Here is a 15,872-nt window from a genome sequence, read left to right as displayed (position 1 = left end):
GGGCTTCGCCGATCGCTAATAGCTACTCCTAAAGACCTATTGACAATATAATACGCTCGTGCGAGCTTAAGTTAAATTGGCTTAAAACGTCAAGCCTAATCCAGCAATGCGCGATCGAACCAAGCGTGTGGCTGGAGCGGAGGAACCAATTTTGGGGGCTAATTTCTACAGAATTAAAAAGCAAAGTTAAAAATTGCCAAATTTGAGTGTAATTTTGGATTTTGAAATCTAAGGAGAAGGACATCTCTCAGTCCTAGCCTGTCAGCTAACTTCGCAGGCATTGAGAAGAGACTGAAAAGCCAAAGTTCTGAAAAAGATTGTTTGCCTTCGTCAGTGTCTCAGGTTGATATTGTTCAAGATTTTTGTACCTGCCCTGACTCTGAAGGAGATTGAAATGTTGATACAGCTTAATTTATCTGCGATCGCACTTGCAGGAGTTGCAACGTGGAAGCGGGTAAAACCCGTTGTCATCCGAGATGCAGTTTTGTTGCCGGCGGCTAGTTTTGACTGCACGGGCGCCGGATTTCTTTTCAAACTTTTTTGCGTTACGGGCTGCCTGTGATGGCAGTGCAATTAATAACTGCGGCTATTTATGTAACTCTTCGGTTTCTGATTTGAAGAAGTCATTAGTCATTAGTCATTGGGCATTGGGCATTGGGCATTGGGCATTGGGCATTGGGCATTGGGCATTGGGCATTAGTCATTAGTTAACAGTCAACAGTCAACAGTCAACAGTTAACAGTAATCTAAACTCCATCCAATTCTAAGGGAAAAATTACAGTGAAAGAGGAGCCAACTCCTACTTCAGAAACTAATTCGATTTTACCTTGCAAGAGGTTGACTAATCGAACGACAATTGCTAGCCCTAAGCCGGTAGTGTCAGGAATGCTAGAACCCAGGGAGCTGTTGGCTCGAAAATAGGGTTGAAAAATTCGATCGCAGTCTTCTGAAGCAATGCCAATTCCTGTATCGCTGATGCAGAGACTCCACTGTTCGTCTGACAATAATTCGGTTTTTATGGTAATAGTACCAGCTTGGGTGTAGCGGATGGCGTTGCTCGTTAAGTTGGTGATAATTTGCTGCAAGCGCAAGTAATCTGTCATAACTTGATCGAGAAGCGGAGTGCACTCAACGACGATCTCTAAATTTTTTTCTTTAGCCAAAGGCTCGATTATTTCGACAACAGTGCCGATCGCCGATCGCACATTTGTAGCAGTTAGCTGCAATTTTATGCGGCCCGCGTCGTAGCGCGAGATTTCGAGAGTATCGTTAATTAATCTAAGTAAGCGTCTGCCGTTGCTGAGGACTTTATCAATATGTGCCAAATTGGGAACAGAATCTCTAATTGGAGAACTGTTTCTTTGGCGCAAAAACAATTCTGAGTAACCAATAATAGAGGTGAGGGGAGTTTTCAATTCGTGAGCTAAGTGAGATAGATTCTCTTGACTGGTGCGAACTAAGCGAGTCAGCTCTTGATTTGTAAGTTGCAAGTGGTTTTGCAACTCCTGTAGTTCTTGGAATCTTGCCTGGGTATAGGTTTGGAAACAATCAGCAATTGCTTCGTCGATAGCACTGTCAATTAAGCGGTAAGCTCGGCTCACTTCAGCGCCCGAGCCTTTTACCAATTCTGGCTCTAAAGCATCGAAAATTACCCTCCGCAGCAAGCGGTATTCCCGCGCAATTTCTTGGGCATCGTAACCTTGTTTTGCCCTGACAGTCCCGTGCTGTAAACTTTCTTCTATGACTGTCCCAGTGTCGCTGTCTTCTGATTGGGACAGCATAGTTACCATCGCTTGCAGTACGATGGGAAGGCTGTCGCACACGGAATCGTAGGTGAGTTGTTTGGCGGTTTGGATTTGCTCCTCGGCGCGAACAGCTTCGATCCAGTTTTGGGTAATTAGGTCAATTTTATCTTGTAGCGCTTGGCTAAAATCAATCATGGCCCTTAATATATAAATCAAGTCAGCGATCGCATTTTATCTCTCTAGGTTAGTTTAATAATTAAATTTTTGAATAGTTTGTCAACTTTTTTTGGGCTTCGCCGAGCGCTAATAGCTACTTCTAAAGACATATTGACAAAATTAAATGGTCGTGCTAGCTTAAGTTAAATTGGCTTAAAACGTCAAGCCTAATCCATCAATGCGCGATCGAACCAAGCGATCAAACCAAGCGTGTAGCTGGAGCGGAGGAACCAATTTTCGGGGCGAATCTCGACAGAATTATAAAGCAAAGTTAAAAATTTCTAAATTGCCAAATTTAAGTGTAATTTTTGATTTTGAAATCTAAAGAGAAGGACATCTCTCAGTCCTAGCCCGTCAGCTAACTTCGCAGGCATTGAGAAGAGACTGAAAAGCCAAATGTTCTGAAAAAGATTGTTTGGCTTCGTCAGTGTCTCAGGTTGGTATTGTTCAAGATTCTTGTACCTGCCCTGACTCTGAAGGAGATTGAAATGTTCATACAGCTTAATTTATCTGCGATCGCACTTGCAGGAGTTGCAACGTGGAAGCGTGTAAAACCCGTTGTCATCCGAGATGCTGTTTTGTTACCTGCTGCGGGTTTTTTGGGAATTCTTGGCTTGTGGTGGATTGTTGCCAGCTTCAAAAGCGATTTGATTCCCACTCCCTATCAGGCGTTTATAGCTAATTTAGATTACATATTGCATCCATTTTATCAGCGCGGGCCTGGAGATTTAGGCATTGGCTGGCTGCTGCTAGCGAGTTTGCGACGGGTGTTGGTGGGATTTTTCCTGGGCGCAGCAGTGGCGATTCCCGTGGGATTTACGATCGGGATGTCGAAACCGGCCATGATGGCGCTCAATCCGCTGATTCAAATCTTTAAACCCGTGTCGCCGCTAGCGTGGCTGCCGATAGCTTTATCGATTTTTAATTTAGCAGAGCCGTCGGCAATTTTTGTCATATTCATCACGTCTTTGTGGCCGACAATTATCAACACTGCTTTGGGAGTTTCTAGCGTTTCCCAGGATTATCTGGATGTGGCGCAAGTGTTGGAAATGCCCCGCTGGAGGCGGATTACCAAAATAATTTGGCCGGCCAGTTTGCCATACGTTTTTACAGGTTTGCGGATTAGTTTGGGGATTGCTTGGCTGGTGATTGTGGCGGTGGAAATGCTGACAGGCGGTGTGGGAATTGGCTTTTTTGTCTGGGATGAGTGGAGCCGTTTGAATCTGAGCTCGGTATTTTTAGCGGTGTTGGTAATTGGCATAACTGGATTGTTGCTCGACGCTGCTGTTGACAAAGTTCAGGAGTTGGTAACGCATCGATCAATCATTAATCATTAGTCATTAGTCAATTGGCAGTTGTTAGGCAAGCAGTTGCCTGTTGTCAACAGTTAACAGTCAACAGTCAACAATCAACAGTTAACAGTCAACATTTAACAGTCATTAGTCAAATTAAATATGAGTGATAAGTTTTCCAATGAATGGAACCGCCGAGAGTTTTTGCAAGGAATGGGAGCGGCGGCGGCGGGAATGGCTTTATCTGGTTGTGGAATTAGCGCGGATCGATCGGCAAAAGGACTCACGGAAGAAGCCTCAGCCGTAAAGCCGGTTGTCGATTCCCGAACCTTAGAAAAACCAAATTTAACCGTAGGATACGTGCCGGTTAACGATTGTGCACCATTTGCGATCGCCTGGAAAAAAGGCTTTTTCCGCAAATACGGTTTAAACGTCCAACTCAACCGCGAAGCAAGCTGGGCAACCTCCCGGGACGGCGTAATCTTCGGCCGGCTCGACGCCTCCCCAGTCGTATCCGGCGCCGTCACAAACGCCCGAGTTGGCGCCGAAGGAGCGCGCCACGCACCACTGTGCGCGGCAATGACAATTCACCGCCACGGCAACGCCATGACGATGAACAAAGCTATGTGGGATTCCGGTTTGCGCCCGTGGCACGAATACAACGGCAATTTGGAAGAATTTGGCAAACAATTTCGAGCCTTTTTTGACAGTCAGCCGTCGGAAAACAGGGTTTGGGCAGTGGTTCTGAGTTCTGCTATTTACGAATACTTTGTCCGCTACATATCGGCGGCTGCCGGTGTCGATCCGTTCAAAGAATTTCGGGTAATTATTGTGCCGCCGCCGCAGATGGTAACAAACATCAGGATTGGCGCCATGCAGGCTTACATGGTGGCCGAACCTTGGAATACGCGGGCAATTCAAGGCAATTTGGGAGTGGGTTTTACCTTCGTGCAAGGGAAGGAAGTTTGGCTGGGACATCCCGATCGCCTTTTGGGAGTAATGGAATCATTCATTAAGGAAAATCCCAAGACTTATTACTCGCTGGTTAAGGCAATGGTGGAAGCTTGTCAGTATTGCAGCAAGCCGGAAAATCGCAGTGAAATATCGGAGCTGCTGACTGAGCGATCGTTTACGGGGGCGAGACCGAAAAAAGGGGCGATCGACAAATTTACGCGACCGGCAATAGTTGGCGACTACAACTATGGAGGGTTTGACGAAAAAGACCGCACCATACAATCGGAAGATGCAACTATTTTCTATGACATTCCTAAGAACTTACCTCAAATACCCGGAAATCATTCAACATTTATGTGGCAGTCTCAGAGTATTTGGTTGATGACTCAAGCCGCTCGCTGGGGACAGATTAAGGAGGTTCCAAAAAATGCTGAGGAATTAGCTAAAAAAGCTTGGAGAACCGACCTTTACCGCAAGATTGTTGCCGAAATGGGGATCGATTGTCCCCAGGAGGATTACCAAGTAGAACCGGCGGAACTTTTTATTGATAAAAAGGCATTCGATCCTAGCGATCCGGTGGGCTATTTGAAGAGTTTTGAAATCCGAGCCAACCGCCCTCAGTCTTTTTTTCAGTCTTAATGTTTGACATCTTGCGCTTTTCCGACCGTCCCCCCAGGGATCTAAGTCCCTCGCTAATAGCTAAAGTCGGTTGAAACAGACTAAAATATTTTAGAAATTACGCCACCGTAAGGAAATCAAATTAACACTTTACTACTTTTTAGGAGAATACCGTGACTCAATACTTTTCTACTTCTCTCGAAGCCAGCAGCCAAGTCCAGAAGCACCCTGAATTTCTGGAGATTAACAACTTGTTCAAGTCGTATAAAAGTGCTGACGGTAGCGAATTTAGCGTCTTGGAAAATATCAATTTAAGTATTGGAGAAAACGAATATATTTCGGTAATCGGTCACTCGGGTTGCGGCAAATCAACACTGCTAAAAATAGTGGCAGGTTTGGAAAAACAGAGCGCGGGAATGGTGACACTGGAAGGAAAAGAAATTCGCAAACCTGGAGCCGATCGCATGATGGTATTTCAGCACTACGGATTGCTGCCTTGGCTGACGGTGCGGGAAAATATTCGGCTGGCAGTTGATGAAGTTTTGCGAAGTCTTAGCCGCCCGGAGAAGATTAGTCTTGTCAACGAACACCTAGCAATGGTAAACTTAACGGCAGCAGCCGATAAATATCCAGACGAAATTTCAGGAGGCATGAAACAGCGGGTTGGGATTGCGCGAGCTTTGGCGATTCGACCAAAAATGTTATTAATGGACGAACCGTTTGGAGCGCTGGATGCTCTAACTCGCGGCAAGTTGCAGAAACAGGTGCTGGATATTTGGGAAAATCACAGACAAGCTGCAATGATGATTACTCACGATGTGGATGAAGCTATTTATATGTCCGATCGCATTGTGCTGATGACAAACGGCCCGGCTGCGACGATAGGTGAAGTTTTGTCAGTGCCGTTTGCGCGCCCGCGCGATCGCCAAGAGTTGCGGGAATCGAAGGAGTATTACGAAATCCGCAACTATGCTTTGAATTTTCTCGATCGCTACTTTACTCAAGACGAATAACACCCGACGGATTGACATAACAATTTACTTAAGAGAGGTTAAGCCTGTGAATCTCAAAACAATGTTAGCGCGTTTTGAAAGTGCATTGGGATACCAAAATTTAGCAGAAGAAATGGTGTTGCTGCCGGAGCCAACCTTACCAGTTTCTAAGAAATCAAAATCCCCAAAACAGGCAAAAACTATCAATTTTATTGTCGGTTACAACAGTTCTCCCCAAAGTCAAATAGCTCTGGATATTACCCTTTGGATGGCGCATCAAACTCGTTTCGTAACAACTAAAGAAGTCACGGTTCAAGTCGTATACGTGATCGACGAATCGCCAAAAAATTACCGCGAAGATACTTGCAAAGTTGCTGTAGCAAATGCCTTGGCTGCACAGCAGAAAGTGTCTGATTTAGAGGAAACATTCGCCCTTAGTTGTGCAGCGCCTGCGCTCGCTTTACCAACCGAAATCCCATTGGTATCCCAGCAAAAAAATTGGGTAGATCCGCATTATTTTCAAGCTATTTACGGTCAAAATAATGAGTACGAGGTAGCAGATAAGTTGCTGTGGCAAGCGCGCTGTTTGGCTGAGGAGTGGCGCGGTTTATTCAAAGCTCATTTACGCATCGGGCGGGTTGCTACAGAACTGAGAAATGTGGTTGAATTAGAATCAGCCAATTTACTGTTCTTGGGCTGTGGTTCTGCCAACCATCGGCTGGTTAGGGAACTAGGCAATAATTTTCCCTGCTGCGTACTCGGGATTCCTTCGGCACTCAGCTATCACATGGATGTTCAGCCTGAAGAAAATTTGAGCAAGTTACAGTTAGCGACTACTATACCTGCACGTTAAACTTGTTCGCTCGTTGGGTCAGAATCTAATTATGTAAGGTGCGCTAGGCGCACCCTATGACTATAATTGGCGCGCCCAACCTTTTTTTGCGTAAGTTCTATACCGATCAAAAATTAAAAATGGTTTTCTCGCTCGAAGTCCTAATTATGAGACAATTAGGACTTTTTTTGATTGTGGAGATTCTCAAAATTCTAGTCAAGGAAAATTATCGGAACTTATCTGACCGTAGACAATTCGTTAACTAATTTTATCCTTCCCCGGCACACAGAGCGCAGCAGCCGATCGATCGAGCGTTTGTCTTCCTCAGTCAAATTTTCGTCAAAAATAGCAGCCATCAAACCATACCTATCGGCTAGAGTAATGTAGCCATTTTGATTCACTTCGGCAAACAGCTCGCCCAAAGCAGATGGAATCAGGTGGACAGGAGTTTGCATAGTAATTGACTCTCTACGCGACGATCGGGCGATCGGGCGTTTCTAGGGCAACAAAAGGCGATCGCACTATAAAAATTTATAGCTGTATTGCCTTTAAACGTGTGACAATAAACAGCAAAATTTGTGAAGTAAATCACATTAAAAATTGGCAAATTCTGATAAAGCTTGCAGGTGCGTTTTAGGGAAGACCGAGCAACTGCAAACTTGATGTTTTCTAAAGATTGAAAATCACCACTTCCTCTACAGGTTCAGCTAACTCAAACTTAAACACCCGGGAATAGAAATAGAATTCGCCGTCAAGAGTTCTTTTGATATTTTCAGCGCGGCGAAAACCGTGGTGTTCCCCTTCATAAGCAACATAAGCAACCGGCAAACCTTTAGCTTTCAATATTTCTACCATCATTTCCGCTTGATTGGGCGGAACCACTTTATCTTCTAATCCTTGAAAAAAGATAACGGGACAAGATAAACGTTCGGCGGAATGAATAGGCGAACGAGCTACATACAAATCTTTTCTTTCAGGATAAGGCCCGATCAATCCATCCAGATAGCGTGCTTCAAACTTGTGAGTATCCGTGGCCAAAGCTTCCAAATCGCTAACTCCATAATAGCTAGCACCCGCTTTAAACACATCGCGGAAAGTAAGAGCGCACAGAGTAGTGTACCCACCTGCGCTGCCTCCGGCGATCGCCATTCTTTCGCCATCAACTAAACCTTTTTGAGCTAAATATTTAGCACCGTTAGCGCAGTCGTCAACATCGACAATTCCCCAACTATCTAGCAGTCTTTTTCTGTATTCTCGGCCGTAACCAGTGCTGCCGCCGTAATTAACATCGAGCACGGCAAAACCGCGACTCGTCCAATATTGAATTTTCAAATTCATGCTGCTAGAAGTAGCAGCAGTGGGGCCGCCGTGACTTTTGACAACAAGCGGCGGTTTTTCACCCGCAGGTGCTGCGAAATCTTGATTTTTCGGAGGATAGAAGAAACCGAAAGCAGTCAAATTGTTTTCCGTGGGGAATTCAATTGGTTCCGGTACAGAAAGATAACCCGGATTGATGCTTAAATTGCTCGATTGGCGCAATATTTCTAGTTTATTTGTTGCTAGATTTAGTTGTACAATAGCAGTAGATTCAGTCGGCGAACCTGCCAGAAAAACCACAGTTTTCCCCCGCCCTTTGACAGACGAAATATCCGTGTAAGGTGTCTCAATTGTTGTCAACTGCTTAGTCGTTAAATCGAGACTCGCTAAATGCCACTGGCCTTGCTGAGTGTAGGTACAAATAATTTTGCTTTCCGAGACAATGGCATAAGTAGACATTCCAAAAACCCACTGAGGAAGTCCGAACTCAGCCGCCATTTCGCACAAGCTGGTTTCTATCTCTGCTTCCCCCCTTACCAAGGAGGGATTGAGGGGAGTTCTAGATTGCCAGCGGTAGAAATTCCACCAGTTAGACTTGTCAGAAACAAAATACAAAACTCCATCGGGCGACCATTCCGGTTGAAAAATCGACTCATCAACCCCGCCAGCAACTAAGTATTTTTCCCCTAAAGAACCGTCAGCATTAATTTCTGCTACCCACAATTCTGTGCCATCCCACGGCATATTTGGATGGTTCCAACAAATCCAGGAAAGTTGAGAACCGTCTGGACTCAAACGAGGGGAAGCATAAAAATCATTGCCCTGAGTTAAGATTTGAATATCTTCGCCGTTATCTAAATTAATGCTAACAATAGTATTGACAGGTTCACCCTCACCTGCATGGTCTTCGCGCACGCAAATCAGGCGATTTCTTTGCTTGTCAACTATCGCATCTGCATAGCGAGAATTAGCAGTAGGTGTCAGAGGTTCTGGTTGAGAATTTAATGTTTGAGTATAAATACGTTGGTCGGCAAAATGAGAAAAATAGACAACACCGCCAGCAACTGCAAAAGCAGCGCCGCCGTATTCGTTAACGCGAGTGCGAACATTAAAAGGATGCGGTGTCACGTCGCTGATTTTACCCTCAGGAGTGCGCCGCACGAGGACGCTTCTTCCCGCTTCCGAAGGCCTTCCCTCAACCCAGTAAATATCATCGCCGTCAATAGCAATTTGTCCGAGTCCGACCGTTCCAGAAACAATTAAATCCGAAGAAATAGGCGATTTCCAAGACCCGTAAGGTGATACTTTATTCATATAGTTGAGGCAGTTGTGTTTCTCGCACAAAAAAATTAATATTTGTACTTTACACTACTTCAGTCACTGGGGAAGCAAAATGTCAAAAAAACTCGTACTCATGGATCACGACGGTGCAGTTGACGACTATCTCTCAGTCGTGTTGCTAATGACAATGGAGGAAGTCGAAACTCTGGGAGTAATTGTAACTCCTGCGGACTGCTACATTCAACCGGCTGTGAGTGCAACGCGCAAAATCCTCGATTTGATGGGGCGTTCAGAAGTTCCAGTGGCGGCGAGTACGGTGCGGGGACTGAATCCATTTCCGGTGTTATTTCGGCGAGATTCCTTTGCAGTCGATCGACTTCCCATTCTAAATGAAAAAGGAACCATTGACACGCCGTTAATATCAGAACCCGGACAAAACTTTATGGTGCGAGTTTTGCAAGATGCAGCCGCACCAGTCACATTAATGGTAACGGGGCCGTTAACAACTGTAGCGCAAGCTTTAGATATCGCGCCAGAAATTGAAAGCAAAATTCAAGAAATTGTCTGGATGGGAGGCGCCCTCAATGTTACGGGCAATGTTAGCAAAGATATGGAACCCGGACAAGATATGTCAGCGGAATGGAATGCTTACTGGGACCCGATAGCAATCGATAGAATTTGGCAAACCCAAATTCCCGTTGTCATGTGTCCTTTAGATATCACTAATAATGTACCGCTGACTGTAGAATTTTCCAATCTCTTAGCAAAACAGCGCCAATATCCAATTTCCGACTTAGCAGGACAGTGTTATGCCCTAGCAATATCTCAAGATTACTATTTTTGGGACATTTTGGCAACGGCTTATTTAGCGCATCCAGAATTTTACAAACTGCGAGAATGGGAAACAGAAATCATTACCAAAGGCATCAGCCAAGGACGCACCAAACTTAAAAGTGGAGGGCGACCAATTCAAGCAATGCATACAGTAGACACCGCCAAATTTTACGATTACATATTACAACAGTGGGCAAGGTAAAAATCACCTTATCTGCTAGGAACGAGTGCGCCAAATCTCCGTACCAAATCCGCCATGACACGAAGATTTACCTTCTCTTCTCTTCCTTCTCTTCCTCTGCGCCCTCTGCGCCCTCTGCGGTTAAAAAAAATCTCATCTCAAAAATGCAAAACATCAAAAAATGCTGCCAATTATATCAATTATCCCCTTAACCCAAACTCCTCCCGTACCTCAAGAAATAGTTCAAATTCAAGAAGTGCGACCTCTCCCCGGACAGTTAGACAACATACCAGTATTTAACAGCAATAGTCCCGAAGTAGTGCTGCAAGAAGGAATTTTGCTTTCGACATTTCCCCCGGATGGTAAAAGATTTCCTGCTGCACATTTAAACTTTCCGTTTCAAGGACGTTTCGACATATTTGCCCACCACATAGCCCGCGCACCTTCGCCGGAAGATTTGCGAACATTGTATCAAGGAGTAATTGTTTACAATCCTGGCAATAAACCTGTAAAATTAGATATATTGCAAGCTGCGAGTTATCTCAGTCAGCCCGATGCACCTTTTATTGAATTGCCGCCACAAGTCGATAATTCAAACAGTAATATTTACGCCGGGCCGGGAAGCCGCGCTGTGAATGATATTCTGAGAGGAAGGAGACAGTCAGACTTTGGGCAGGGGTTAATTATTCCACCGGGAAAAAGCGAACTGTTGATGAATCATCCGATACCGGTGCGGGGATTGGTACCGCCGCTAAACGGTCGATCGACCTTGATGCGGTTACGCAGCGATGGTATAGTCTATCTTGCCAGTCTGGCGATGTTTGCCCGAGTTGACCCAGAGGAAAACGGACAGGGAAACGAGCGATCGCCCAACTTAGCAGAATGGCAAAACTTATTAGACAATGGTAATATAGCCGGGCCGCGCGATCGAGCTCCCACACCGCCAGAAATCACCGAAGGCCAACTAATTTACGGCCGAGTTGCCGGTGTAGCATTAGGTTCAGAATGGCGAGCACTTCTCTCAGACAACCCCGCCACCTCAAACCTAGCAATTCCCCAACCCGGAACAGCATTTTCCTACCCATTAAGCAGCCTCCCGCGCGGAATGCTGGGTACAAATCAAGTGCAAAGTGCGAGGATGCTAGTCCGCTACCAAGATACAGCATACCGCGCCCACGGCAATTACGGAATTCAATACAGTCTCAGCTTGCCGCTGTACAATTTTACCAGCAAAAATCAAACTGTAACTGTCGCCATTCAAACTCCAATTAAGACAGACAAATTAACTTCAGGAGGACTTAGTTTTTTAGAACCTCCGGCCCCTCAAACTTTTTTTAGGGGGACGGTCAGAGTGCGCTATACTGATGACAATAAAGTGCCTCAAACTCGGTACGTGCATTTAGTGCAGCGGCGGGGACAGCAGGGAGAACCTTTGGTAAAATTAGAGATGAAATCGGGAGAAAAGCGACTTGTAGAAGTAGATTTTATTTATCCGCCCGATTCGTCGCCGCCACAAGTTTTGACAGTGAAAACAAATTAAGTTTTAGCGGCTTCTACGGGTAGGCATCTGCCTACAAAGACAATGCGTAATTAACCAGATTTTTTTTATTTTTGCGCTGCGCGGAATTGATTTGTCCCTAGTCGGTATTGGTAAAAAACAAGATGAACTTATCAAAAAGATTCTGGATTATTGCTTGTTTTGTGTACGTTTTAATTCTTCTCAGTATCATGCTTTTAGCAGGTACGGGGAAATTAGTCAACTTTCCTCTAGCTCATCCGCCTTATGACAAACTCGGCCACTTTATTTTGTACGGAATAGCATCTTTTCTGTGCCACAGAGCAACTGGAAAAAAAAATATCAATTTGTTTAATTATTCAATTCCTTTCGGGCCCGCAATTTTTACTATGTTCACTGCTGCCGAAGAAATGCTGCAAGCGATTTTACCAAATCGCAGTGCTAGTATTGAAGATTTTTTATTTAGTTTTGGGGGGATTGCAGTTTTTTATTGGATTGGAGAAGTTTGGGATAGAAAAAAATGGCATTGATGATATAGAAGGAAGAAGGAAGAAGGAAAAAGGAAGAAAGAAGAAGGAAGTTTCTAGAGTGCACAATGCGAACCGGTTGACGAGTGTCAGCCACTTTTTTTACTGGTGACTTTGCGCGCACGGGTAAAGAGATATTTGCAGCACAAAGGGGAGCAAATGTCAATACGCTGGCTGCTGCGGTCGCCGTTAAAAATTAAATTTTTTTGAACTTGTTTAAGATTAGCAATTAACCGGGATTTCCACTCTCGACAATGTGTTTGAGAGCGTTTAATCACTCTCTTCCAAAAAGGTTTGTACTCGACCGTTCGGTCGCAAAACAACTCGAATTTTCGGGTTTTTGCCATTAGAAACGGCAGAAACAAATGGCTCGCCGGCTAATGGCATATTAATTTGCTCGATATAATCTGCTGCTGCTTTTCCCATCGGCACAACACTTTGAACTGACCCATTTTCATCGATCAGCACGCTGTATTCCAAAGTTTGTTCCATTCCTTCTGGAGGCTTCCAGCGTTCCTCAAAGTAAGTTCTAGCTTCTGAAACTTGAGGAATTGTATCAAATAAAGTGCGGTTTTTTTGACTCGCCGCGGCCTGGTTGTTGTCCTCGGGCTCGGCTGGGGGTTGAGCGTCCTCAAGAGGTGGGAGCTCGGTACTGGCGGGGGGGACAATCGGCTCGATGGGGCGGGGGGAGGGTTGCGGCGGGGGAACGGGAAATCGGGAAGCAGACAGGGAGGGCGGCAGGGGGGGCGGTACGGCGGGAGCTAGTCTCGGCGGTAGGGGGGGCAGCACGTAGGGTACTGGTGCGGGTGCTTGGGGGGCGGAAATGGGCGGTTCTTCCGGGGCGGGAATAGTGATTGTTTGCCCTTGAGGGAAAGCTGGGGCGCTCTGTGGGGCGCTGGCTGTGCTGCCGTTGGGGGGAAATAGCAGGGGTGGCTGCTGGATAGGGCTGGGTCTGTTGGTGGGGGGAGTTGGGGCGAGGGCGATGGGAGGCAAGCTGGGGCTGGGGGAGGCGGCGGTGTTGATGGGCGGGGGCGGCAGGGGCGGTAAACCGGGTGTGGCTGCGGGTGTTGGTGCTGGGGATGTCGGTAGGGCGGGAACTGGACTGGGGGAGACGCCGACACCTAACTGGGGGTTTCCGGGAGCGGGGGCGAGTTGTGGATTGGCGGGGGCGGGAGCGGGGGCTGTGGCGGTTTGCGGAGAGGTGGCGGCCCGATCGAGCATTTTGATAATTCCTGTCGTCAGGCCCGCGCTGGCGACCATCATTGCTGCGACCTTGAGCCAGGGTGAGGACAGCGTTTGTCGGGGTTCGCGGTTGAGGTTGGGAAGCGCCATCACTTCGGCGGCGCAGTCATCTAGTGCAGTGGCCAAGTCAAACAGTTGCAGGGTGCTCAAGGGAACTACTGGCCCGGATTCTGCGGCGCTCAAAGAGCCTAAAAACAAGTTGTGGGCGAGCAAGCCGCGGGGCTCTAAGCGGGGGGGAACCGGAAGGTAGGCAGTGTTCGGGGCGGAGGTTGCTAGTTCGGAAGTGTGGACGGATCGATCAAATATAACGGCATTACGCGCGACTTCTGGCGAGTCTGGGCCCGCAGGGATACGGCTTGTTTGAGAGTTGAGGTTGCTTTCCCAATCGCGGGATTCGCCGAGCAAGTTTTGGACGTAGGTGCTAACAGCTTCGTGGAGGGTTTCGAGTTGAATTCGATCGCCCCTGAGAGTAACGTGTTGGGTATCTGGCAGCCTGGGGTCGTCGAGTCGCAGCTCGAAACTTAAAGATTTAAACACCGGTTGGCCCGCCCAGCGAGATAGAGGCGAACTTTTGGCTGTAATTTCCAGCGTGCAAGTGGGGGGCGTGTACCGTTTGAGAACCATAGCAGAAAGTCTGTTGACTGTTGACTGTTGACTGTTGACTGTTGGCTGTTGACTGGTGACTGTTGACCGTTGACTGTTGACTGTTGACTGTTGTTTAATTCTTAGAGTCGAAAGTCTGTTAACTACTGACTACTGACTATTGACTACTGACTATTGACTACTGACTACTGACTGTTGTTTAATTCTTAGCGCGGTCTAGAAGAGCCAGCCAGAGGCGGCGGTGGCCGCCGGGACTGCTGTAAAACAGCAAATCGATCAGGAGTTTGAGGGCCAAATCAGTCAACTCTCGGGCGGATAAATTTTCTGCATCTTCCATGCGCGAGCCATAAGTGTTGCTGAACCTGTCAATATAATCTCCCAGCAAAGCGATTGTGTGAGGTTCGCGGTTTTGCTCTGCCATTTGTTCCAGCAAAGCAACAGCGCGGCGGATTAAAGCTTGGTGCTGTTTTGCCAAATGACAGCTTATCAAAACGAGCGATCGAGCTTCCTCCACATCGAGTTTTTTGCGCCCTCCGTGGCCTTTCCGCAGCGGGTTAGATTGGCGCAGCCGCCACAAAGCTACCCGATCGGCTACCATTGGCTCTAAATTCAGTTCGGCTGCTACCTTGAGCATCGCCTCTGAGCCAATTTCTGCCAGTGCTTCTAGGGCTAACAGCACTAAATCCAGTTGGGCTTTAATGTTGTCCAACTGGGTAGGTTCTGGTGCTTTTTGGGTCAATTCTTCCCAGTTGGGAGATGGGCCCGTTTCGTTTGTGGGAGCGGAGGACTTTACGGTCGAGCGCATGGCTTCAGCACGGGAAATTAAGACTGGTTGAGGCAGGATATCAAACAGTATGCACTGATTAAAGCTTTTGGGCCTGTGGGCAACAGCACATCTGTTAAGTTGTCTCCATAGCTCGTTGCTTTGATTCCGGCAATCCTAACTGCTGGACGGAGTTGCGGGCTAAAAGTTGCGGTTTCAAGTTCGATCGATCGCAATCCGCACAACCCATAGATTTTTACTTCTAACCATCCTACGCCACAGAGTGACCGAAATCAAATCAGTGCTTTGAAACTATCGGGACTTATAACAATGCAAAGATCCTAGCGATCTCAAATGCTACTTATAGTCTGTCGCTACTTATAGTCTGTCAGATTATAGTTGTCATTGCTTCATCTTGCGCCATCTATGGATATTACGGAGCAATTTGGTAAAAAAGTTAGACATTTCAGAAAGCTCAGAAATCTTTCTCAAGATCAGCTTGCAGAACTATCTGAATTACATCGCACCTATATTGGTTCAGTTGAACGAGGTGAACGGAATATAACGCTGCTTAATGCCAGCAAAATAGCCAAGGCATTATCCGTTAGTCTAGCTGATCTGGTAATTGATGATGACTGAAAGAAGACTCGATCAAATTTTAGCAAGATACCAAAACTCATTTACCGAAAAAATTTATGCAGAAGAGAATGAAGAACACGATGTTTTAATGGATGTGTTTGGTCTTTCTCCCATAATAAAAAAAGAAAATAGGCAATATTGGGGACGTGAGTTATACCAATTTCCTAAAGTAGTGCTACAGTTAGTAGGTGTCTGTGTTGTAAATTAGTACCCAAACATAAGAAAGAAAAATGTCAGGAGTTGCGGGTCTTCTGGGTTGGCGGTGATAAGAAAGACTAATTAGAAAAGCAAGCTAATAGTCGATCTCGAAAATTGTCAAA

Annotated in this window: 15 protein-coding genes and 2 riboswitches; of the genes, 10 read left to right on the top strand and 5 right to left on the bottom strand. The window is 46.3% G+C overall.

Features of this window, described 5'->3' with window-relative positions:
- Window positions 1-82 precede the first annotated feature (82 nt).
- A riboswitch (cyclic di-AMP (ydaO/yuaA leader) is annotated at window positions 83-295 on the top strand.
- A 99-nt stretch (window positions 296-394) separates the two neighbouring features.
- The gene (locus QUB25_RS22000; protein ID WP_333186074.1) at window positions 395-562 is read left to right on the top strand and encodes a hypothetical protein; all 168 of its coding nucleotides are present in this window, start codon (window positions 395-397) and stop codon (window positions 560-562) included.
- A 184-nt stretch (window positions 563-746) separates the two neighbouring features.
- Here QUB25_RS22000 and QUB25_RS21995 read toward each other — a convergent pair whose 3' ends face one another.
- The gene (locus tag QUB25_RS21995) at window positions 747-1,940 is read right to left on the bottom strand and encodes a sensor histidine kinase (RefSeq protein ID WP_333186071.1); all 1,194 of its coding nucleotides are present in this window, start codon (window positions 1,938-1,940) and stop codon (window positions 747-749) included.
- Between the two features lie 213 nt (window positions 1,941-2,153).
- Window positions 2,154-2,349: riboswitch (cyclic di-AMP (ydaO/yuaA leader) on the top strand.
- A 100-nt stretch (window positions 2,350-2,449) separates the two neighbouring features.
- On the opposite strand from QUB25_RS21995, the gene ntrB reads away from it, so the two are divergent.
- The 4 genes from ntrB (at window position 2,450) to QUB25_RS21975 (ending at window position 6,670) form a co-directional block, all read left to right on the top strand.
- A complete protein-coding gene (gene ntrB / locus QUB25_RS21990; protein ID WP_333062283.1) occupies window positions 2,450-3,298 on the top strand; it encodes a nitrate ABC transporter permease in 849 nt (282 codons plus the stop codon).
- A gap of 117 nt (window positions 3,299-3,415) precedes the next feature.
- Window positions 3,416-4,846, top strand: coding sequence for an ABC transporter substrate-binding protein (locus QUB25_RS21985; protein WP_333186069.1), 1,431 nt, complete (start codon window positions 3,416-3,418; stop codon window positions 4,844-4,846).
- Window positions 4,847-4,998: 152 nt separating this feature from the next.
- Window positions 4,999-5,838 (top strand): nitrate ABC transporter ATP-binding protein, encoded by an 840-nt coding sequence (locus tag QUB25_RS21980; RefSeq protein WP_333186066.1) that lies wholly within the window; start codon window positions 4,999-5,001, stop codon window positions 5,836-5,838.
- Between the two features lie 46 nt (window positions 5,839-5,884).
- The gene (locus QUB25_RS21975) at window positions 5,885-6,670 is read left to right on the top strand and encodes a universal stress protein (RefSeq protein WP_333186063.1); all 786 of its coding nucleotides are present in this window, start codon (window positions 5,885-5,887) and stop codon (window positions 6,668-6,670) included.
- Between the two features lie 215 nt (window positions 6,671-6,885).
- Here QUB25_RS21975 and QUB25_RS21970 read toward each other — a convergent pair whose 3' ends face one another.
- Both QUB25_RS21970 and QUB25_RS21965 read right to left on the bottom strand, forming a co-directional pair.
- Complete coding sequence (locus QUB25_RS21970; RefSeq protein ID WP_333062291.1) at window positions 6,886-7,104, bottom strand: hypothetical protein; 219 nt, start codon at window positions 7,102-7,104, stop codon at window positions 6,886-6,888.
- 214 nt (window positions 7,105-7,318) lie between these two features.
- Window positions 7,319-9,280 carry a S9 family peptidase gene (locus QUB25_RS21965; protein ID WP_333186060.1) on the bottom strand — a complete coding sequence of 654 codons (1,962 nt, stop codon included), beginning with the start codon at window positions 9,278-9,280 and terminating at the stop codon, window positions 7,319-7,321.
- A gap of 79 nt (window positions 9,281-9,359) precedes the next feature.
- Between QUB25_RS21965 and QUB25_RS21960 the strand changes: the two genes are divergently transcribed.
- The 3 genes from QUB25_RS21960 to QUB25_RS21950 all read left to right on the top strand — a co-directional run bounded on the left by QUB25_RS21960 (window position 9,360) and on the right by QUB25_RS21950 (window position 12,308).
- Window positions 9,360-10,283, top strand: a complete 924-nt coding sequence (locus tag QUB25_RS21960; protein ID WP_333186057.1) for a nucleoside hydrolase — start codon at window positions 9,360-9,362, stop codon at window positions 10,281-10,283.
- A gap of 160 nt (window positions 10,284-10,443) precedes the next feature.
- Window positions 10,444-11,802 carry a DUF3370 domain-containing protein gene (locus tag QUB25_RS21955; protein ID WP_333186055.1) on the top strand — a complete coding sequence of 453 codons (1,359 nt, stop codon included), beginning with the start codon at window positions 10,444-10,446 and terminating at the stop codon, window positions 11,800-11,802.
- 122 nt (window positions 11,803-11,924) lie between these two features.
- Window positions 11,925-12,308: a VanZ family protein gene (locus tag QUB25_RS21950; protein WP_333186052.1), complete on the top strand. Its 384-nt coding sequence runs from the start codon at window positions 11,925-11,927 to the stop codon at window positions 12,306-12,308.
- Window positions 12,309-12,575: 267 nt separating this feature from the next.
- Here QUB25_RS21950 and QUB25_RS21945 read toward each other — a convergent pair whose 3' ends face one another.
- Both QUB25_RS21945 and QUB25_RS21940 read right to left on the bottom strand, forming a co-directional pair.
- Window positions 12,576-14,171 (bottom strand): DUF4335 domain-containing protein, encoded by a 1,596-nt coding sequence (locus QUB25_RS21945; protein ID WP_333186051.1) that lies wholly within the window; start codon window positions 14,169-14,171, stop codon window positions 12,576-12,578.
- 178 nt (window positions 14,172-14,349) lie between these two features.
- The gene (locus QUB25_RS21940) at window positions 14,350-14,955 is read right to left on the bottom strand and encodes a DUF3038 domain-containing protein (RefSeq protein WP_333044296.1); all 606 of its coding nucleotides are present in this window, start codon (window positions 14,953-14,955) and stop codon (window positions 14,350-14,352) included.
- 384 nt (window positions 14,956-15,339) lie between these two features.
- On the opposite strand from QUB25_RS21940, the gene QUB25_RS21935 reads away from it, so the two are divergent.
- Window positions 15,340-15,552: a helix-turn-helix domain-containing protein gene (locus tag QUB25_RS21935; RefSeq protein WP_242715747.1), complete on the top strand. Its 213-nt coding sequence runs from the start codon at window positions 15,340-15,342 to the stop codon at window positions 15,550-15,552.
- The gene (locus QUB25_RS21930; RefSeq protein ID WP_333186048.1) at window positions 15,542-15,760 is read left to right on the top strand and encodes a hypothetical protein; all 219 of its coding nucleotides are present in this window, start codon (window positions 15,542-15,544) and stop codon (window positions 15,758-15,760) included. Before QUB25_RS21935 ends, QUB25_RS21930 begins: the two co-directional genes overlap by 11 nt.
- Window positions 15,761-15,872 lie beyond the last annotated feature (112 nt).

The sequence above is a fragment of the Microcoleus sp. B3-D7 genome, from assembly GCF_036705305.1.
Taxonomy (GTDB): domain Bacteria; phylum Cyanobacteriota; class Cyanobacteriia; order Cyanobacteriales; family Microcoleaceae; genus Microcoleus.
Note: the sequence above shows the minus strand (reverse complement) of the source record. Positions and strands in the feature narration are given on the sequence as shown.